The 21668-nt window shown below is 40.9% G+C and carries 18 protein-coding genes; all 18 read left to right on the top strand.

The window, feature by feature from the left end:
- The first annotated feature begins 158 nt into the window (after positions 1–158).
- Positions 159–1820: a formate--tetrahydrofolate ligase gene (locus tag LMC10_RS09920; RefSeq protein ID WP_019253963.1), complete on the top strand. Its 1662-nt coding sequence runs from the start codon at positions 159–161 to the stop codon at positions 1818–1820.
- A gap of 193 nt (positions 1821–2013) precedes the next feature.
- Positions 2014–3693 carry an acetolactate synthase AlsS gene (alsS, locus tag LMC10_RS09915; protein WP_229269719.1) on the top strand — a complete coding sequence of 560 codons (1680 nt, stop codon included), beginning with the start codon at positions 2014–2016 and terminating at the stop codon, positions 3691–3693.
- Between the two features lie 16 nt (positions 3694–3709).
- The gene (gene budA, locus LMC10_RS09910) at positions 3710–4426 is read left to right on the top strand and encodes an acetolactate decarboxylase (protein ID WP_229269718.1); all 717 of its coding nucleotides are present in this window, start codon (positions 3710–3712) and stop codon (positions 4424–4426) included.
- A 183-nt stretch (positions 4427–4609) separates the two neighbouring features.
- Positions 4610–5095, top strand: a complete 486-nt coding sequence (purE, locus tag LMC10_RS09905) for a 5-(carboxyamino)imidazole ribonucleotide mutase (protein ID WP_152697999.1) — start codon at positions 4610–4612, stop codon at positions 5093–5095.
- Positions 5058–6212, top strand: coding sequence for a 5-(carboxyamino)imidazole ribonucleotide synthase (gene purK, locus LMC10_RS09900; RefSeq protein ID WP_229269717.1), 1155 nt, complete (start codon positions 5058–5060; stop codon positions 6210–6212). The genes purE and purK overlap by 38 nt, the downstream gene beginning before the upstream one ends.
- A gap of 71 nt (positions 6213–6283) precedes the next feature.
- Positions 6284–7579, top strand: a complete 1296-nt coding sequence (gene purB / locus LMC10_RS09895) for an adenylosuccinate lyase (RefSeq protein ID WP_065533559.1) — start codon at positions 6284–6286, stop codon at positions 7577–7579.
- Positions 7580–7802: 223 nt separating this feature from the next.
- On the top strand, positions 7803–8522 hold the full coding sequence (gene purC, locus LMC10_RS09890) for a phosphoribosylaminoimidazolesuccinocarboxamide synthase (protein WP_003672282.1): 720 nt from the start codon (positions 7803–7805) through the stop codon (positions 8520–8522).
- The gene (gene purS, locus LMC10_RS09885; RefSeq protein WP_003669720.1) at positions 8523–8771 is read left to right on the top strand and encodes a phosphoribosylformylglycinamidine synthase subunit PurS; all 249 of its coding nucleotides are present in this window, start codon (positions 8523–8525) and stop codon (positions 8769–8771) included. It begins immediately after the preceding gene.
- Positions 8772–9452 (top strand): phosphoribosylformylglycinamidine synthase subunit PurQ, encoded by a 681-nt coding sequence (gene purQ / locus LMC10_RS09880; RefSeq protein ID WP_003672279.1) that lies wholly within the window; start codon positions 8772–8774, stop codon positions 9450–9452. It abuts the gene before it with no gap.
- A 3-nt stretch (positions 9453–9455) separates the two neighbouring features.
- Complete coding sequence (gene purL, locus LMC10_RS09875; RefSeq protein ID WP_229269716.1) at positions 9456–11684, top strand: phosphoribosylformylglycinamidine synthase subunit PurL; 2229 nt, start codon at positions 9456–9458, stop codon at positions 11682–11684.
- A complete protein-coding gene (gene purF, locus LMC10_RS09870; RefSeq protein ID WP_229269715.1) occupies positions 11660–13114 on the top strand; it encodes an amidophosphoribosyltransferase in 1455 nt (484 codons plus the stop codon). Before purL ends, purF begins: the two co-directional genes overlap by 25 nt.
- A 4-nt stretch (positions 13115–13118) precedes the next feature.
- Positions 13119–14156: a phosphoribosylformylglycinamidine cyclo-ligase gene (gene purM, locus LMC10_RS09865; RefSeq protein WP_229269714.1), complete on the top strand. Its 1038-nt coding sequence runs from the start codon at positions 13119–13121 to the stop codon at positions 14154–14156.
- Positions 14157–14165: 9 nt separating this feature from the next.
- Positions 14166–14738: a phosphoribosylglycinamide formyltransferase gene (gene purN / locus LMC10_RS09860; protein ID WP_229269713.1), complete on the top strand. Its 573-nt coding sequence runs from the start codon at positions 14166–14168 to the stop codon at positions 14736–14738.
- A 3-nt stretch (positions 14739–14741) separates the two neighbouring features.
- Positions 14742–16280 carry a bifunctional phosphoribosylaminoimidazolecarboxamide formyltransferase/IMP cyclohydrolase gene (purH, locus tag LMC10_RS09855; RefSeq protein WP_229269712.1) on the top strand — a complete coding sequence of 513 codons (1539 nt, stop codon included), beginning with the start codon at positions 14742–14744 and terminating at the stop codon, positions 16278–16280.
- Positions 16281–16295: 15 nt separating this feature from the next.
- Positions 16296–17555 (top strand): phosphoribosylamine--glycine ligase, encoded by a 1260-nt coding sequence (purD, locus tag LMC10_RS09850; protein ID WP_229269711.1) that lies wholly within the window; start codon positions 16296–16298, stop codon positions 17553–17555.
- A gap of 95 nt (positions 17556–17650) precedes the next feature.
- Positions 17651–18337, top strand: a complete 687-nt coding sequence (locus LMC10_RS09845) for a 2,3-diphosphoglycerate-dependent phosphoglycerate mutase (protein WP_122480831.1) — start codon at positions 17651–17653, stop codon at positions 18335–18337.
- A gap of 166 nt (positions 18338–18503) precedes the next feature.
- Complete coding sequence (locus LMC10_RS09840) at positions 18504–19565, top strand: MFS transporter (protein WP_229269710.1); 1062 nt, start codon at positions 18504–18506, stop codon at positions 19563–19565.
- Positions 19566–19918: 353 nt separating this feature from the next.
- Positions 19919–21169 carry a tyrosine--tRNA ligase gene (gene tyrS / locus LMC10_RS09835; RefSeq protein WP_229269709.1) on the top strand — a complete coding sequence of 417 codons (1251 nt, stop codon included), beginning with the start codon at positions 19919–19921 and terminating at the stop codon, positions 21167–21169.
- Positions 21170–21668 lie beyond the last annotated feature (499 nt).

Here is a 21668-nt window from a genome sequence, read left to right as displayed (position 1 = left end):
AAAATTTTTCTCCCAGTCTTTTTGTTATCCGAACAATTTGTGTTAATTAGTTGGATAAAGTTAATAAAAATCGAACTTATTTTGCAAAATTGCTGAAAAAGTCTTGAGTTAGTGTATAATGAAATTAAGATAGGTCTAAAGAAAGGAAGCTGATATTCATGACAGACATCGAGATTGCAGACCAAGCGACACTGGAACCAATTACAGAAATTGCCGAGAAACTCGGACTTTCAGAAGACGAAATCGAACAATATGGTAAGTATAAAGCTAAAATTGATTTAAATGTAAAGCCTTTGCCTGATAAAAAACATAAACTAATTTTAGTTACGTCCATCAACCCTACTCCTGCTGGTGAAGGGAAGTCGACTGTCCTCATTGGCTTAGGGGATGCATTAAATCAGTTAAATTATCAGACAACGATTGCAATGCGTGAACCATCGATGGGGCCTGTTTTTGGAATCAAAGGTGGTGCAACTGGTGGTGGATATAGTCAGGTTGTTCCAATGGAAGATATTAACCTGAACTTTACCGGTGACTTGCATGCTCTTACAAGTGCTAATAATACTTTGGCCGCTTTAATTGATAACTATATTATGCGTGATAATGCAATGAACCTTGATCCGCGGCGAATTATCTGGAAACGGGTAGAAGACGTTAACGATCGTGCTCTCCGAAATGTGGTTACCGGTCTTGGCGGTCCAATGGCTGGTGTTCCACGTGAAACGGGCTTCGACATTACAGCTGCTTCCGAGTTGATGGCAATTTTATGCCTTTCAACTAGTCTTCATGACTTAAAAGAACGGATTAGTCGAATTGTAGTAGGATATACATACGATAAAGAACCGGTCACAGTTGGCCAGCTTAATTTTCAGGATGCAATTACAATTATCTTGAAAGATGCATTAAAGCCTAACCTTGTCCAAACTTTAGACCATACGCCAACAATCGTACATGGGGGACCATTTGCCAACATTGCCCATGGGTGTAATAGTGTTTTAGCAACGCAAACTGCCCTTAACCTTTCTGACTATACTGTAACGGAAGCTGGCTTTGGGGCTGACCTTGGTGGGGAAAAATTCCTTGATATTAAACAACGTGTTCTTGGTAAGCATCCAGATGCAATTGTCATCGTAGCGACTGTCCGAGCGCTAGAATATAATGGCGGTGCCAAGCTTGCAGACTTAAATGAAGAAAATCTTGATGCGCTGAAAAAAGGTATGGCAAACCTTAATCGTCACATTAAGAATATGCAATTATATGGGTTACCAATCGTAGTTGCAATCAATCATTTTGTCAGTGATACCGATAAAGAAATTCAAATGATTAAGGATGATTGTGCTAAGCAAAATGTTGAAGCAATTTTGACTGATGCTTGGGCTAAGGGTGGTAAAGGTACCCATGATTTGGCTAATAAAGTAGTCGAACTTGCTGATAGTCCAAGTGAATTTACTCATATCTATGACGTTCAAGTTGATGACCTTCAAACTAAGTTAGAGAAGATTGCTAAGCAGATTTATGGCGCTAAAGAAGTATCGTTTAGCCGTAAAGCACAAAATCAATTGAAGCGATTTGCTAAGTATGGATGGAATGATTTGCCAGTATGTATTGCTAAGACCCAGTACTCATTTACAGATGACCAAAAACAACTCGGTGCCCCAACTGACTTTACTTTCCATATTCGGGAATTGGTACCAAAGATCGGTGCCGGCTTTGTCGTGGCATTAGCTGGTAATATGATGACAATGCCAGGCCTCCCTAAAGAACCAGCGGCTGTAAACATGACGATTGACGATAATGGTAAAATTACCGGATTATTCTAAATAACCAACACAAAACATCGATTGTGCAATAACGTACATCGATGTTTTTTTCACAAACTTTTCAAGGTTAGCGGGTTGAAGTCATTGATATACTGCTATGTGAACTTAATCGTTTTCTTGTGAAATTATAAAATAAGGACTACAGTAGAGGTATATCGTTTTATAAGTTTAATTAGGTAGAGGTGAATGGCTAATGGAAAAGAAACTACATGGTGCAGATATTGTTATTGATAGTTTAAGAAAACACGGGGTTAATCTCGTCTTTGGTATTCCCGGAGCGAAGATTGATCGTTTGTTTGAAGGACTAGATGGTCAAGACAGTGAAGATGCACCTAAATTAATTGTTACCCGGCATGAGCAAAATGCGGCGTTTATGGCCCAAGCTTATGGCCGCTTAACCGGAAAAACAGGGGTCGCGATCACTACATCTGGCCCAGGAGTTGGTAATTTAGCAACTGGGATCATGACAGCCAACGCAGAAGGAGATCCAATGTTAGCGATTGGGGGACAAGTACAACGGAAAGACCTTCACCGCGCAACCCACCAAAGCACGCCTTCAACTGAAATTATGGCACCAATTACGCAATATAGCGCTGAAATTCAAGATCCTAATAATATTTCAGAAATTATGGCCAATGCATTTGAAGCGAGTCAGGATGCACGTAAGGGAGCAGCTTTCGTTAGTCTTCCACAAGACGTTGATGATGCTGAGGTAACTGAAAAGCCATTGCCAATTTATGAAACACCTAAGATGGGTCCTGCTGATCCAAATGACTTACAAAAACTAGTCGAACTAATTAAAAATAGTAAAATGCCGGTTATCTTAGTCGGTCAACGGGGCGCGGATGAAGAAATTACGACTGCTCTCCGCAAATTATTAAGTGATTATTCATTGCCTGTTGTTGAAACATATCAAGCGGCTGGAGTGGTATCACGTGACTTAGAACAACAGTCATACTTTGGACGGATTGGCCTTTTCCGTAATCAAGTAGGAGATCAGCTCCTTCAACAAAGCGACCTTGTTATTGCTGTTGGTTATGATCCGATTGAATATGAACCACGGAACTGGAACAAGGAGGGGAATCTGCGAATTGTAAACCTTGATACCTTGCCAGCGCAAATTGATAACCACTATACGCCAATCATGCAACTAGTTGGTAATATTGCTACAAGCTTAACTGAGCTTGATAAGTTACTAAAAGGGTATGAATATCCTGGTGCAGCCACTGAGCAACTCGCTAAGTATAAGCAAGAACTTGACCAAGATAAGAAGATTCAAGTACCAACAAGCAATGATGCCAGTCATCCGTTAGCGGTTGTGCATGCAATTCAAGAAAATGTTACTGATGATATGCACGTTGCGCTCGATGTGGGTTCCCACTATATCTGGATGGCACGACATTTCCGTTGCTACCAACCACGACACTTGTTAATCAGTAACGGGATGCAAACACTAGGCGTTGGCTTGCCGTGGGCGATGGTTGCAGCGATGCTTTATCCCGAACATAAATCCGTGGCAGTTTGCGGGGATGGAGGCTTCCTCTTCTCTGGGGCGGAATTAGCGACAGCCGTTCAACACCATCTTAATATTGTAACGATTGTATGGAATGATGGCGGTCATTACGACATGGTTAAGTTCCAGGAAGAGATGAAGTATTCGCAAGCAGCTGGTGTTAAATTTGGAAATGTTGATATCGTTAAGTATGCTGAGAGTTTTGGTGCAACTGGACTGCGAGTAAATAAGCCGGCTGACCTTACTAAGGTACTCGATCAAGCGTTTAATATTGACGGCCCAGTTGTGGTAGATGTGCCAGTTGATTACAGTAATAATAAAGAATTAGCTGCCAACTTGATTGATTCACAACTTGGCTAAGAGGGGAACAAAGATTATGACAACATTATATGAACACGGAACGTTAGCTGCTTTGATGGCAGGAAATTTTGATGGCACAATTACTGTCGGTGATTTGCTAAAACATGGTTCGATGGGAATTGGGACTTTTACTGGCTTAGACGGTGAGGTTGTTATCCTGAATAATGAAGTGTACCAAGCAGTTTCAAATGGCCAAGTCAACCATATTATAGATATGGATGCTACAATGCCATTCGCCTCAGTCCATTTTCCTACTGAGCAACAGGATATAACATTAAGAAATGTAAACTTTGCTAAACTTAATAATGATTTTGTTAAAGAACATAAGCTTGCTAATGTTTTTGCATTCTTACAATTAAGCGGTGAGTTTGAGCACGTTAAAATTCGGATTGCTCCGAAGCAAGAAAAGCCATATCCTACGTTGCTCGATGTTGCGCAACATCAACCTGAGTTTACGGCTAAAAAAATTTCCGGAACCATTATCGGTTATTATGCCCCAGAAATTTTTGGCACGATTACGGCAGCGGGCTGGCATCTTCATTTTATTAGCGATGATCGGCAATTTGCTGGACATCTCCTGGCCTTTGATGCCCCTGAATTAACAGGTAGCTTTGAAATTTTTGATAACTTGGAACAACATCTGCCGATTCATAATCAAGAATTTCGGGAGAGTACAGTTGATATGGCAACTTTACGTGATGGAATTGCTAAATCGGAAGGTAATGCTGAATAGAACGCCTAACCATCCATTCTTCGGAGGTGAGTCTGAAAACTCGCAAGTGAGTTCAGCCTCACTCTCTTTTTTTTGTTTATCATACACGAACTATTTATTGTTTATTTTATTTAAAGTTCGAATTTATGTTGAATTACGGAAAATGATTTGCTATCCTTAAAGCAGATTTGAGGAGGCATTGTTATGAGTGATATTAGTGTCGTGATGGGCAGTAAATCAGACTGGCCAACTGTTAAAGAAACTTGTGATATTTTAGATGAATTTGGTGTTTTATATGAAAAGAATGTGATTTCTGCTCATCGGATGCCAAATGAAATGTTCGCGTTTGCGCAAAATGCGGTTGATAATGGGGTCAAAGTAATAATTGCATGTGCCGGGGGAGCAGCCCATCTTCCCGGAATGATTGCGGCAAATACCCCCCTGCCAGTAATTGGGATCCCAGGACAGACAAAAGCTCTTGGTGGCATGGACTCACTTTTATCAATTGTTCAAATGCCAGCGGGAATTCCGGTGGCAACCACTGCGATTGGAAAAGCAGGCGCTAAAAATGCAGCGTTATTAGCATTGCAAATTCTTGGGATCACAGATAAGCATATCCAACAACAAATCATCGAATATCGACAGGCGATGCATGATCAAGCAAAAGAAAGTGGGCAGTATCTTGAATAAATTTATTCCACAAGGCTCAACTATTGGCATTATTGGTGGTGGCCAATTGGGACAGATGATGGCATTGGATGCCAAACAGACGGGAATGAAGGTTGTTATTTTAGATCCGACACCTCATTGTCCAGCTGGGCAGGTTGCTGATGAACAAATTGTTGCTCCTTATGCCGATACTAAAGCGATTGAAAAGTTAGCTGATAAAGCGGATGTATTAACCTACGAATTTGAAAATGTTGATTTAAACGCTTTAGAAGATGTGCAGGATCGCGTTTATCTTCCCCAGGGAACTAATTTGCTTTACACGACCAAAAATCGTTTACGGGAAAAGAATTTTTTACGTCAGGCAGGGGTAAAAACAGCTCCTTTCATGGCAGTGCATACTTCTGCTGAATTAAAGGATGCGATAAAGAAAATCGGTTACCCAGCAGTTTTGAAAACTAGTGAAGGAGGATATGACGGACACGGTCAAGAAGTGTTACGTAATAAGGATGATCTCGATAAGTGTGCGCCTATTTTAGCCACTGGCGACTGTATCTTAGAGGGCTGGGTTCCTTTTAACCGCGAATGTTCAGTAATGGTCGGACGTAATGAAGCTGGGGAAATAACGGCTTTTCCTGTTTCAGAAAATATTCACCATGATGAAATTCTACATTTAAGCATTGTCCCAGCAAGGATCCCTTCTGAATTACAACAAAAGGCACAAAAAATAGCGGTACAGATTGCCCAAGCGATTAATTTGCGAGGAATTTTAGGGGTTGAAATGTTTGTAACGGATGATGGAGAGATCTATATTAATGAGCTTGCTCCTCGTCCCCACAATTCTGGTCATTATTCAATTGAAGCTTGTAACTTCTCACAGTTCGCCATCCATAATCGAGCAATTTGTAACTGGCCACTCCCGCAAGTAGAGTTATTAAAGCCGGTGGTAATGGTAAATGTTTTAGGTCAGCATGTTAATGGAGTCCGACAACAGATTCAGAAAAAGGCAAATTGGCATTTTCATGATTATGGGAAAGCAGAAGTTCGCCATAACCGGAAAATGGGCCACGTTACAATCTTGACTGATGATATTGAAGCTACTTTAGCAGAAATTGACAATGCAGGTATCTGGGGTGCATAAAGTTCGGCTTTACGTAACCGCTTTTCCTGTGCGATAATACATTTAGAAAAAATAGAGAGGATTTTTAACTGATGATTGATCGTTATACCAGTCCAGAGATGAAAAAGATTTGGAGCTTAGAAACACAATACCAATGTTGGTTAGATGTTGAGATTGCTGCTGATGAAGCGTGGAGTAAGCTAGGGCATATTCCAGCAGAAGATGTGGAAAAGATTAAAAAGAATGCCAAGTTTTCTGTGGAAGGAATTGCAGAGATTGAAGCAGTGACCCATCATGATGTGATTGCTTTTACCCGGGATGTTTCTAAATCATTGGGCCCTGAACGAAAGTGGGTTCACTACGGAATGACGAGTACAGATGTAGTTGATACTGCACAAGGCTTGCGATTAAAAAAGGCGAACGATATCCTTCGTCAAGATATTGATAACTTTATGGATGTCCTTAAAGAATTAGCTGAAAAATATAAGTACACAGTTTGTATGGGACGAACACATGGTATCCATGCTGAACCAACAACTTTTGGCTTGAAAGCTGCTCGGTGGTATTCAGAAATGAAGCGTAATAAAGAACGTTTTGAACATGCTGCTAAGGGTGTCGAAGCGGGCAAAATTTCTGGTGCAGTAGGAACTTTTGCTGAAATTGACCCATTTGTTGAGGAATATGTCTGCAAAAAACTTGGCTTACGTCCTCAAGAAATCTCCACACAAGTTCTTCCGCGAGATTTGCATGCTGAATATATTGCTACCATTGCGCTTATTGGAACAAGTATGGAAGAAATGGCAACCGAAATTCGCTCTCTTCAACGAACGGAAATCCATGAAGTCGAAGAACACTTTGCCAAGGGACAAAAAGGATCTTCTGCTATGCCACATAAGCGTAATCCAATTGGCTCAGAAAACATTACTGGTTGTGCGCGGATGCTCCGTGGCTTTATGGTACCTGCTTATGAAGATGTTTCGCTTTGGCATGAACGGGATATTTCTCATTCCAGTGCAGAGCGAATGATTTTACCAGATGCAACTTCATTACTTGATTACATGTTGCGGCGTTTTGGTCGAATCTTAAAGAATCTTGATGTATTCCCTGAAACAATGAAGAAGAATATGGATAAGACATTGGGCTTAATTTACAGTGGTCGAGTTCTTTTGAAGTTGGTTAACAGTGGGATGACTCGGGAAGCAGCTTATGATTTGATTCAACCATATACCGCTAAGTGCTGGGCAGAACAGATTCCATTCCGCCCACTATTGGAAGATGACCCAACAATTCAAAAGCAATTAACTAAAGAAGATCTTGATGATGCCTTTGATTACCACTGGCACCTCCGCCATGTTGATGACATTTATAAGCGATTGGGATTAGACTAATTTAAGCTAGTTTAAAGGGCTAGACGAACAAAAAAGTTTGTCTAGCCTTTTTGTTATGCTTTATTTAGCAAAACACGAACAATTTAAACGAAAAATCATACAAATATCGTAATTTTTATTGACAAGCGGGAGGAGGAAAGAGTATATTGTTGTCATGAAATATCGAATTAATTTTCGGATATCAAAATAAATGTTCGTGTTTTACTGAAAGGAAGTTCCGTAAATGGAGAAGTTATTGTATACCGGCAAGGCAAAGCAGATGTGGCAAACTGAGGATCCAGCAGTTTTACGAGTAGTTTATCTGGACCAAGCTACCGCCCTCAACGGAAAAAAGAAGGATCACTTTACTGGTAAGGGTAAGGCTGCTAATGCTATTTCTTCCCTCGTTTTTGATTACTTAATGAAGCAAGGAATTGAGACCCACTTTATTAAGAAACTATCAACTAACGAAGACCTTGTAAAAAAATGTGAGATGTTTCCGCTTGAATTTGTAACACGGAATGTAATTGCTGGTCATTTTGCGAGTCGGTATGGACTTTCAGAAGGGGAAGAGCTTCCTTCACCAGTTGAGGAAACGTTCTATAAAAGCGATGAACTTAACGATCCCTTTATCAATGAATCCGCAACGATTGCTCTTAAGATTGCCAGCAAAGAGGAGCTTGCGCAAATGTGGGGGATCTGTCGGAAGGTCAATAACTTACTTAAACCATTATTTGCCAAAGCTAATTTACGGTTGGTTGACTTCAAACTCGAATTTGGCCGTTTAAGTGATGGCAAGATTATTCTTGCAGATGAATTTTCGCCAGATAACTGTCGGTTATGGGATCTGACAACTAAGCAACATATGGATAAAGACGTATATCGACGCAAACTTGCTGATTTAACCCAAACATATGATGAGGTATTGGAACGGTTAGAAGCAGTGATGAAGGAGGAAGCATAAATGGTTAATGTTCGGATTTTCGTAACATATAAGCAATCAGTCTTTGATCCGCAGGGAGAAACAATTAAGGATGCGATCCATTCTCTAGGTCATGATGAAGTAACTGCCGTTAAAGTTGGAAAATTCTTTGACGTTACCTTGGATACAAATGAGGATGAGGTAGCAACGGCAGTAAAAGAAATTGCTGATCAGCTCCTTGTTAATTTCAATATGGAAACTTATACATACCAAGTTATGGAGGAAGCCTAGATGAAAATTGCGGTGGTTGTTTTTCCAGGATCCAATTGCGATGTGGATTTATATGAAGCCCTTCATTCCGTTTGCCATGCAGATGTCGAGTATGTTTCTCACCGGCAAAAAAGTTTAGCTGGTTTTGATGCTGTGATGTTACCAGGAGGATTTTCCTATGGTGATTATCTACGTGCTGGCGCAATTGCTCGGTTTACCAATATCATGCCTGCAATAATCAAGATGGCAAATGAGGGGAAACCAGTCTTTGGAACGTGTAACGGATTTCAAATTTTGACAGAAGCAGGTCTTTTGCCAGGTGGACTTAAACGCAATGATAGCCAACGCTTTGTTTGTAAAACTGTTCCTTTAGAAGTAGTGAACTCGCAAACTCTTTTTACTAGTCATTACCAGGATCACGAACGAATCGCATTACCAATTGCGCATGCCGATGGTAGTTACTATGCAGATGAAAAAACACTAGATGAACTGGAAGCAAATAATCAAATTGTTTTTCGTTACGCGACTGAAAATCCAAATGGTAGTTTACGCAACATTGCTGGAATTACTAATAAGCACGGAAATGTTTTAGGCATGATGCCCCATCCTGAACGGGCAGTAGAAACTATTCTTGGTAGTACGGATGGCTTACGGTTATTTGAGTCCTTGTTAGAAAACGGCAGAATTAAAGTGGAGGCATAGTTAATGAAGCAAGCAATGACCCCAGAAGAGATTAAAGAAAAGAAACCATACTTAGATTGGAGCTTGACTGAAGCAGAATATGATTACATTCGCACTCAGCTCTTGGGACGATTACCAAATTATACTGAAACTGGCTTATTTTCTGCGATGTGGAGTGAGCACTGTTCATATAAAAAGTCAAAACCGGTTCTGCGTCTCTTCCCTAATAAAAATGAGCGAGTATTGCAAGGTCCCGGAGAAGGAGCAGGGGTTGTTGATATTGATGATGGACAAGCAGTGGTATTCAAAGCTGAAAGTCACAATCATCCGACAACTGTTGAACCTTATCAAGGAGCGGCAACCGGTGTCGGTGGAATCCTGCGAGATATTTTCAGCATGGGGGCACGACCAATCGCTTCCCTTGATTCCCTCCATTTCGGTGAATTAGATAATTCGACAACGCGAATGAAAGTAACTAATACCGTTCGGGGAATTGGTGATTACGGTAATTGTATGGGAATTCCTACAATTGCGGGTGAAACAACATTTGATCCATGCTACCAGGGCAATATTCTGTGTAATGCAATGAGTGTCGGCTTAATGGATCAGAAAGATATCCAGCAGGGTCGCGCTGCCGGAATTGGAAATGCAGTGATGTATGTCGGCGCTAAAACCGGCCGTGATGGAATTCATGGCGCCACCTTTGCTTCAGCAGACTTTAATGATGAAAATATGACGCAACGTTCGGCGGTTCAAGTTGGTAATCCTTTTATGGAAAAACTCTTATTAGAAGCTTGCCTTGATCTTATTAGAAATCATCCTGACTGGTTAGTAGGAATTCAAGATATGGGGGCAGCGGGAATTGTTTCTTCAAGTGCGGAAATGGCTTCCGAGGGTAAAAGTGGAATGGAGCTAAATTTGGATCTTGTTCCGCAACGTGAAACCGGGATGTCGGCTTATGAAATTATGCTTAGTGAATCCCAAGAACGAATGCTTCTTTGCGTAAAAAAAGGCCATGAAGAAGATGTCAAAAAGATTTTTGATTTTTACGATCTTGAAGCGGTCACAATTGGCAGGATTACTGCGGGTCATGATTATGTTCTCTTTCATGATGGTGAAGAAGTATGTCATATCCCAGTGTCGAGTTTAACTGATGACGTACTAGAAGAAGAAAGCCTCGAAAAAAAGCCTGCGCGGATTGAATTAGCCGAACAGCAACCAACGTGGATTCCAGATGTTGATAACGTTGCTGAAGTTTTAACTGCCTTGCTTGCTCAGTCAACGATTGCGGATAAAAGTAGTCTTTATCAGCAATATGATTCTCAAGTACGGACAAACACAGTGGCTGGTCCCGGGAGTGATGCTGGGGTTCTGCGGATTCGTGGAACACATAAAGGGTTAGCGATGACAACTGATGGGAACGGTCGGTTTGTTTATCTTAGTCCAGAAGTTGGTGGACAAATTGCCTTAGTTGAAGCGGCTGCCAACATAATTGCCAGTGGAGCTGAACCGTTAGCAATTACTGACTGCTTAAATTATGGTGACCCAACTGATCCAGAAATTTTTTGGGAACTTCATCAATCTGTCCAAGGGATGGCTGATGCTTGCCGTGAATTTAATACCCCGGTTATTTCTGGGAATGTTTCTTTATATAACGAAAACAATGGGCAAGCAATTCATCCGACGCCGATGGTTGGAATGATTGGTCTAATTAAAAATATTGATCGCGTAATTCCTTCGTTTGTCCAACACCCGGGAGATAAGGTTTATCTAGTGGGCCAAACTCGTGATGATTATGCGGGGTCTGAGTTGCAAAAAATGATGACCGGCGATATTAGCGGAATTGTTAAGTCATTTGACCTTCACCATGTTCATCAATATATGCAACGGTTACTGACGACGATGGAGAACGGCCTTGTTTCCAGTGCACATGATTTGAGTGAAGGTGGCCTCGGAGTAGCTTTAGCAGAAACGGTCTTCAAAACTGATTTAGGGTTGAAAGTTGACTTTGCTGATCAGCCAGCAGCTCGCCTATTTAGTGAGACTCCTGGAAGATTTATCGTGACGGTTGCTCCTGAAAAGGCAATCGAATTCGAACAGGCATTAGGAAAAGATGCACACCTAATTGGAGAAGTTACAAATAGCCACTGGTTAATGGTTAAATTGGCAAATGGTGAACTCAATGAAAGTGTTGCACAATTACAAAAAACATGGGAGGAGGCAATTCCGTGCCAACTGAAATCAAAGGATTAAATGAAGAATGTGGGGTCTTTGGGGTTTTTGATGCGGCGAACGCTAGTCAATTAACCTATTACGGACTGCATACTCTTCAACATCGCGGCCAAGAAGGAGCCGGCATTGTCTCAACTGATGGAACGGAACTTTATCAGCACCGTGACCGAGGATTGTTGGCGAAAGTGTTTGCTGATCCGGCTGAACTTAAACGATTAAAAGGAAACGCTGCGATTGGCCATGTGCGCTATGGGACAAGTGGACATAACTCGATTGCTAATGTTCAACCCTTCCTTTTTCACTTTCATGATGGTGCTGTTGCACTCGCCCACAATGGTAATTTAACTAATGCTGTTACCCTTCGTCGTGAATTGGAAAATGAAGGGGCGGTTTTCCAGTCAGATTCTGATACGGAAATTTTAATTCACCTTATCCGGAAATATATTAATGAAGGTTTTATTCCTGCTTTGAAGAAAAGCCTCAACCTTGTCCATGGTGGATTTGCCTACCTATTACTGCAAAAAGATCGGTTGATTGCGGCTTTAGATCCTAATGGGATTCGTCCTTTATGTATTGGAAGGTTAGAAAATGGTGCTTATGTTGTTGCTAGTGAGACTTGTGCTTTAGATATTATTAATGCTCAATTTGTGCGTGATGTTTTGCCAGGAGAATTAATAGTTATTGATAAAAATGGGTTACATATTGACCATTACACTACCCAAACCCAGCTGGCAATTTGCTCAATGGAGTATATCTATTTTGCCCGTCCTGATTCTATTATTCATGGGGTAACGGTACATAATGCGCGGAAACGAATGGGAAAGTTATTAGCAAAGGAACATCCGGTTGATGCTGATATGGTGATTGGAGTACCTAACTCATCGTTGTCTGCTGCTAGTGGATATGCTGAAGAAAGTGGCCTTCCATATGAAATGGGGTTAATAAAGAGCCAATACGTTGCGCGAACGTTTATTCAACCAACTCAAGAGTTACGGGAGTTAGGCGTTCATATGAAACTGTCAGCTGTCCGCGGAGTTGTAAAAGGAAAAAGAGTGGTAGTAGTCGACGATTCGATTGTGCGTGGAACAACTTCTAAGCAGATCGTCCAAATGCTAAAAAAAGCTGGGGCTAAAGAAGTTCATATGCTTATCTCCTCACCACCATTTAAGTTTCCGTGTTTCTATGGGATTGACGTATCAACGCGTTCAGAACTGATGGCTGCCCATTACTCCATTGAAGAAATGCGGCAGTTAATTGGTGCAGATTCTCTTAATTTTTTGAGTATTGATAGTTTAATCAAAGCAATTAACGTGCCAGATGCAGGGGATGCTCCTAATGGTGGACTTACCGTGGCTTATTTTGATGGGAAGTACCCAACGCCACTTTATGATTATGAAGAAGGGTACTTAAAGTCGTTAAGCGAACAAGAGCGATTAGCAAGAAAGGGGTAAGAGGATGAGTCGTTATCAAGATGCAGGGGTAGATGTAAATGCCGGGTACGAACTTGTTCACCGTATTAAAGATGCGGTCAAATCAACTGATCGCCCAGGTGTGATTGGAGGAATTGGCAGCTTTGGGGGGATGTTTGACTTAGAAAAATTACAGGTGCAGCATCCAATTCTTGTCTCTGGTACTGACGGTGTAGGTACGAAACTCTTAATTGCTCAACAAATGAATAAGCACGATACAATCGGGATCGATGTTGTCGCAATGTGCGTTAATGATGTCCTGGCGCAGGGAGCGGAACCAATAACATTTCTCGACTACATTGCGACCGGCCATAATGATCCTGCTAAGATGGCAGCGATTGTTAGCGGAGTAGCGACTGGTTGCCGAGAAGCTGGAGCCGCTTTAATTGGTGGAGAAACAGCAGAAATGCCAGATATGTATGCAGCCAATGAGTATGACCTGGCAGGAACAGTAACAGGGATAGCAGAAAAAGAAGAACTTCTTACCGCTGCTGGACCGCAAAAAGGTGATATTTTACTTGGCCTCCCATCAAGCGGCTTGCATTCCAATGGCTTTTCCCTTGTCCGGCAGATCTTGTTTAAGGATAATCACGTCAAATTAACTGATCGCCCAGAAGCATTGAGAGGAAAGACGGTAGGAGAAACGATCCTGACTCCTACTAGGATTTATGTTCAAGCGGTCTTACCATTAGTCCATCGCAAATTGGTTCATGGGATTAGCCATATTACTGGTGGAGGATTGATTGAAAATGTTCCCCGGATGTTAGGAGATAACTTGCAAGCGGTGATTGATTCTAGTCGGTGGCCACAGCTTCCGGTCTTTGACTATTTGCGGGTGCTAGGTGGCCTTACTAAGGAGGATTGTTTCGAAGCATTTAACATGGGAATAGGAATGGTCTTAGCAGTGGCACCAGATCAAGTAGCGCAAGTTCAAGAGATACTATCAAATAAAAACATGACAAGTTATCAAATTGGTTATCTTCGTCATTGTTTACCAGATACAAAAAAGATTGTTATCAAGTGAGGGTTGTAAATGAGAGTCGCAATTTTAGCATCAGGAAACGGAACGAATTTTGAAGTCTTAGCACAGCACTTCAAAAATAATGATCTTCCTGGTGAATTAGCATTATTATTCTGTAATCATCCAGATGCTCCGGTAATGAAAAGAGCTGCCCGACTGGGGATCCCGGCAGAAAGCTTTACGGTCAAATCTTGTGGGGGAAAACAGGAATACGAGGAAAAATTATTGGGAGTGTTGAAAAAGTATCAAATTGACTTTATTGCCCTTGCTGGTTATTTACGAGTAATTGGGCCCACTATTTTGGATCATTATGCTCACCGAATTATTAACCTTCATCCAGCATGGTTGCCAGAATATCCGGGACTACATTCGATTGAACGGGCATTTGCTGATCAACAAGCACAGACAGGCGTCACCGTACACTATATTGATGCGGGACTCGATTCCGGCCCCGTTATCGCCCAGGAACACGTCCCAATTTTACCAACTGATACTATTGAAACCTTAGAAGCACGGGTTCATGAAACTGAGCACCGATTATATCCTGAAGCACTAAAGCAGGCATTAGAAAAGGAGCAACATTAAATTATGAAAAGAGCATTAGTAAGCGTTTCTGATAAGCAAAACCTGGTCCCATTCGTTAAAGGATTAGTTGAAAATGGTTTTGAAATTATCTCGACTGGTGGGACGAAGCGGGTTTTAGATGAAGCGGGAATTGAAACAATTGGTATTGAGGATGTTACTCATTTTCCGGAAATTCTTGATGGCCGCGTAAAGACTCTTAACCCATACGTTCATGGGGGACTATTGGCTCGCCGGGACTTACCAGAACACATGGCGACCCTCGAAAAACTTAATATTACGCCAATCGATTTAGTCTGTGTTAATCTTTATCCATTTAAAGAGACGATCGAAAAGCCGGGAGTGGAATTAGCCGATGCAATTGAAAACATTGATATTGGTGGTCCTAGTATGGTCCGCTCAGCTGCTAAAAACTATCATGATGTAACAATCGTGGTGGACCAAGCCGATTACGATGAAGTCTTAGCTCAAATCAAAGAAGATGGTGAAACATCATTAGCAACTCGAGCACGCTTAGCAGCGAAAGCCTTTCGTCATACGGCAGCCTATGATTCCCTCATCTCTCAATACCTTACAAAACAGACAGGGCTTGAAGATCCAGAAAAATTAACTTTAAGCTGGGATTTAAAAGAAACGATGCGTTATGGTGAAAATAGTCACCAAAAGGCTTGGTTATATGAAGACGCGCTCCCTAAGGCTTTTTCAGTTTTACAGGCTAAACAATTACATGGTAAGAAGCTTTCATACAATAATATTAAAGATGCTGATGAAGCATTACGGTGCATTCGTGAATTTGATGAACCAACCGTTGTAGCGATGAAACATATGAACCCATGTGGCATTGGCCGAGGGGATAGTTTGGTTCAAGCTTGGGATCGTGCCTATGAAGCTGACCCTGTTTCCATCTTTGGGGGAGTGATTGCTCTTAATCGGCAAGTTGATTTAGCTACCGCCGAGAAAATGCATAAAATCTTTTTAGAAATTGTCATTGCACCCGGCTTTGACGATGATGCATTTGAGTTATTGGCAAAGAAGAAAAATATTCGTTTGTTGAGTCTGGACTTCAGTAAGAAGGATGAACCAACTAAACATGAAGTTGTTTCAGTGATGGGTGGGATGTTGTTGCAGGAACAAGACACGCTTAAGGAAGATTACCACGACTGGCAATGTGTTACTGAAAAGCAACCAACAGAAGAACAGCTTAAGACATTAATGTTTACCTGGAAAGCAGTTAAGCATGCCAAATCAAATGCGATTGTCTTAGCAAATGATGAACGGACATTAGGGGTCGGAGAAGGTCAACCTAACCGAATTGATTCATTGAAAATTGCCGTAAAACATGCTGGCGAGGCGATTGATGATCGGACAGTGATGGCATCGGATGCTTTCTTCCCATTTGGTGATTGTGTTGAATATGCGGGTCAAAATGGCATTAAGGCGATTGTTCAGCCAGGAGGATCAATTCGCGATCAGGAATCAATTGAGATGGCAAATAAGTACGGAATTGCAATGGTCACAACAGGCATTCGTCATTTCCGCCATTAAAGCTAGGAGGGTATCATGGAAAAGCAGGTCAACGTATTAGTTGTAGGTGAAGGCGGTCGTGAATTTGCCGTGGCGAAAAAATTACAAGAAAGTCCCCGTGTTAAGCAAGTTTATTGTGCGCCAGGCAATGTGGGGATGTCGACTGTAGGAGTAGTTCCCGTTGCGATTGCGGAAACTGACTTTGCTAAGCTGATCCAATTTGCTAAAGAACATAATGTCGCGTGGACATTCGTGGGCCCTGAGGATTGTTTGGTTGATGGGATTGTTGATGAATTTAAGGCCGCTGGATTAAAGGTTTTTGGTCCTGATGCGCGGGCTGCCCAATTAGAAGGTTCGAAAGACTATGCCCTTAATTTTATGAATAATTATCACGTTCCCACTGCCCGCCATGCGACATATCGGGATCAAACAGCAGCGATTAATAACGTTGGGCAATTTGGCTTTCCAGTAGTAATTAAAGAAAATGGTTTAGCTGGAGGAAAAGGGGTTGTCATTGCAAAAGATCGTGCAGAAGCAATTAAGACAATCAAAGAAATGTTTGTCAATGGTCAGGCGCGCCTTGTGATTGAAGAATGTTTATCAGGTCCTGAATATTCAATGTTTGTTTTAATTAGTAATGGCCACTACCGAATTTTGCCCATGGCTCAAGACCATAAACGAGCATTTGATGACGATAAAGGTCCTAATACTGGGGGGATGGGGGCTTATAGTCCCTTGCCACAACTTTCCTCAGCTGTTCGTCAACAGATGATTGAGGAAGTACTTAAGCCAACAGTTGATGGTTTGGTGGCTGGCGAGTATCACTACCATGGGATTTTATATATTGGCCTTATTTTGACTGACGATGGTCCAAAAGTAATTGAATATAATGTTCGTCTAGGTGATCCAGAGACCCAGGTGATTTTGCCCCGCATGAAAACCGACTTGTTCGAACTTGTAGACGCAGCAATTAATGATCGACCATTACCAGAAGTTGAAGAAAATGAAGATACTTGTTTTGGTGTTGTTTTGGCATCGAAAGGGTATCCAACTAAGCCAATCCACGGCCAAAAGCTGGGAACATTTCCCGTTGATCCTAATGTCACTATTGATTATGCAAATGTTACTGGAACAATTAATGACTTAAAAGGTGCAGGTGGACGTTTACTAATAGTGATCGGGAAAGATGATTCTCTTCAAAAAGCCCGCGATCACGTTTATGGCTACTTGCGCCAGCTTGATGAACCTGAATGTTTTTATCGTCATGATATTGGTGCAAAAGCTGGACTGCAATAATTTCTTCATCACTATTGGCATTTGCAGGGGAATGGATTAAAATAATATGGTAATGCTGTTTATAGCGATTTTAAGAAGAAAGAGGTCAATTGAACATGGCTAAATTAGTATTAATTCGTCACGGTCAAAGTGAATGGAACTTATCTAACCAATTTACTGGTTGGGTTGATGTTGATTTAAGTGAAAAGGGTGTTGAACAAGCAAAGAATGCTGGTAAAGCCCTTAAGGAACACGGCATTGAATTTGACTACGCATACACTTCTGTTTTGAAGCGTGCTATCAAGACTTTGCACTATGCTCTTGAAGAATGTGACCAATTATGGATCCCTGAATACAAGACTTGGCGTTTAAACGAACGTCACTATGGTGCACTTCAAGGCCACAACAAGCAAAAGGCCGCTGAAAAGTACGGTGACGAACAAGTTCACATTTGGCGTCGTTCATACGATGTATTACCTCCATTGCTAAGTGCTGACGATGAAGGTTCTGCTGCAAAGGATCGTCGTTACGCTAGCTTAGACCCACGTGCTATTCCTGGTGGTGAAAACTTAAAGGTTACTTTGGAACGTGTTATTCCATTATGGCAAGATGAAATTGCACCAAAGCTTTTGGACAACAAGAACGTTATCATCGCTGCCCACGGTAACTCTCTTCGTGCATTGAGCAAGTACATCGAAAACATTTCTGATGAAGACATCATGAACCTTGAAATGGCTACTGGTCAACCAGTTGTTTACGACTTCGATGACAAGCTTAACGTATTAAGCAAGGAAAAGTACTAAAATAAACTTACGATATTAAATTTGAAGAGGCGGGAAAGTTAGATTCCTAACGCCTCTTTTTTGTAGCTTTTTTGAAGAAATGTTGAAGATATTGATGAATAAATTGAGCTTATAGTGAGTTGTGGTATGATTAACATCAGAATCTAATAAGGTGGAGAGAATTTAAATGAAAATGGAAAAACAACGAACACTCCCAATGAAGGAATTTTACCCTTCATTGAAGGAACTGGTAAAGCCTAACTATTTAAAGGCAATGTGGCCAGTTGCAGGGGTATCAATTATTTTTATTGCTTTAGCAGCGATCTTAGCACTCCTTAATTCAAACATTGCTGCCTCATTGAGTATGACGATGATGATGGTAATGTACGGGATGGCTTCCCCGGTTGCAATCTTGTTCTCATTATTAGAAATTGTAGGGATTGTCGCAATTATTGCTGCGTTAGCTTTCTTCTATACTTTCTTTGCAGTTGCTACCCAATATACATATCAGGATAAGATGGCTCATCCAGAACAACCAGTTAGTGCTGGCTCAATCTGGATGCACTATAAGCACTTGCGAAAAAACCAAGTATGGCGGATTATTCTTTACATTGGCTTATTTACTTTCTTATGGAGTTTGCCCCTCAACATCGTTAACGCATTACTCTTACCACATCTATCCGGAGTAGCCGCTGTTTATACGGGGTGGGCAATTCGCATCCTTAACGATATTGTTGTATTGTGGAAGAGTATTGAATATTCTCAATCATACTTCCTTTATCGTGAAAAACAGCCGCAATTCCTTGGTCAATCAATGCGTTATGCTTTAACTGCTAGTCGGCGGTTCATGACTGGTCGAAAGTGGAACTACTTTGCAATTCTGTTTGTCTTAGAATTCCTTCCAATGTTTATCTGGACCTTAATTTTTGGTGGATTGGCATTTTACGGCGTTTATACGGCAACTTATGTCCTTACTTATATCGGAATCGTCTTAGTGATTGTTGGTATTTCCTGCTACCTTCCAGTGGTATATGCAATTCTTGCTTTGTACTACAACAAGGCTCGGGCAGGAATGGAAATGGATGTGCTTTTCAAGGATACTTTTAAGCCAGTAGCCGAATTAACCGGTGAAGCTTATGTTCATGAAGTATATGTAGAAAAACAACCAAAAGAACAACCAAAAGAACAACCATCACCAACTGTTAAGCGTGATGATGAAAAGAAACACGAAGCAAAAAAAGATGAATAGTGAAGCGAAAAGCTGAAGGGTAACGAAAACTCTTCAGCTTTTTTGTATTTTAAATACTTCTTGACAGTAATCGTTAGTTCCATGTACAATGACGGCAATAACCAAAGATGAAGAAGTAATTTTAGTAGTAAGCGGTTGGACATTTAGGAAGCAAGTGGTAACTGTAAACTTTGCCAATGCCGTTATACGAATTACACTTACGGAGTCTTTCAGTATTTGAACGGATCGTCTCGTTATCGACTAGAGTGGTAGCTATTTAGCTGCAAATCAAGGTGGTAACGCGGTAAATCGTCCCTGACTTCATTATTTGAAGTTGGGGATTTTTTGTATCCGAGAAATTTATGGAGGTAAACATGGATATTCTTAATGAACTAGAATGGCGTGGGGCTATTAACCAAGTTACAGACGAGGAAGGCCTACGCAAATTAACATCAGAAGATAAAATTGCTCTTTACTGTGGAACTGATCCAACCGGGGATAGTCTTCATATTGGACACTTAATTCCATTTATGATTTTGAAACGATTCCAATTAGCTGGCCACCACCCAGTAATTATTATTGGGGGAGGAACTGGTGCAATTGGTGATCCATCCGGTCGAAAGTCAGAACGGCAGCTTCAAACAATGGATCAAGTTCACCACAACGAAGAAGCATTAACTGCTCAAATGAAGAAGTTGTTCGGCACTGAAAACTTCACGATTGTAAATAACTATGAATGGTTATCAAAGATCAGCTTGTTAGACTTTCTTCGTGACTACGGTAAACTATTTAATATCAACACCATGTTAAATAAGGAAGTAGTAGCAAGCCGGTTAGATGCTGGTATTTCATTTACTGAGTTCACTTACCAAATTCTTCAATCAGTCGATTTCCTTCATCTTTACCGTCACAATGATGTGCAATTACAGATTGGTGGCTCCGATCAATGGGGAAACATTACTGCCGGAATTGATTTGATTCATAAGGTTGAAGGACCAGATACTAAGGTTTACGGACTTACTATTCCATTAATGCTCAAAGCTGATGGAACTAAATTTGGAAAGACCGCGGGTGGTGCAATTTGGCTTGACCCAGAAAAGACCTCTCCATATGAATTTTATCAATTCTGGATTAACCAAGATGACCGTGACGTTATTAAATACTTGAAGTACTTCACTTTCTTATCAAAGGAAGAAATTGATGACTTGGCAGAAAAAGTTGAGAAGGAACCATGGAAGCGAGAAGCTCAACGTCGCTTAGCCCAAGAAGTAACTAAATTTGTTCATGGCCAAGAAGCAGTTGAAGAAGCAGAACGGATTAGTAAAGCATTGTTCTCTGGGGATGTTGCTGACCTTTCTGTTGCAGAAATTGAACAAGGCTTTAAGAATATGCCTTCAGTAGATGTAGAAAACAAGAAAGAAAATATTGTTATTTGGCTAACTGATAATGGTATTGAACCTTCACGTCGCCAAGCTCGGCAAGATGTATCAAGTGGGGCTATCAGAATTAATGGGGAAAAAGTTGATGATGTTGACGCCGAGATTGATCCCCAAGCACATTTTGAAGGTAAGTTTGTGATTGTTCGAAAGGGTAAGAAGCACTATTATTTAGCTCGCGTAAAATAAACTAGACCAATTGTTAGCAAATACGTTCTTAAAAGATAATTTAAGGGCGTATTTTTTATTTTTAGATATAAAAAAACAAATCTTTTTATTTCAAATAATAAAAAAGTTCAGGTTTAAAAAATAAATTAAAAAAGTTGGAAAAAGGTGTTGACGAAAGGATGAAATCCATGTATAGTAGTTATCGTTGTCAAAACAGCTAAGTGCTGTTGAGATGGTTTAACAAAAAAGTTAAAAATAATTGTTGACATCGCCTTGGCAACATGATATATTAATAAAGTTGCTGATTGAGTTATCGATCAAAAGAAATTCAAAAATAATTAAAATTTCTTCTTGACAAGCCGATCCGATGCATGTTATAATGGACATGTTGATTGGCTGCTCGATTAGCCAACAGGTAGACCTTTGAAAACTGAACAAAGTTTCGACGAATCAAATGTGTAGGGTCTTCAATCACGATGTGATTTGAAGCAAAACATTTGCGAAGTCAATTCGCTTAATA

The sequence above is a fragment of the Limosilactobacillus reuteri subsp. simiae genome (genome assembly GCF_020784875.1).
Taxonomy (GTDB): Bacteria; Bacillota; Bacilli; order Lactobacillales; family Lactobacillaceae; genus Limosilactobacillus; species Limosilactobacillus reuteri_H.
The sequence above is the reverse complement of the archived record's forward strand: the minus strand, read 5'-3'. Positions and strand labels throughout refer to the sequence as shown.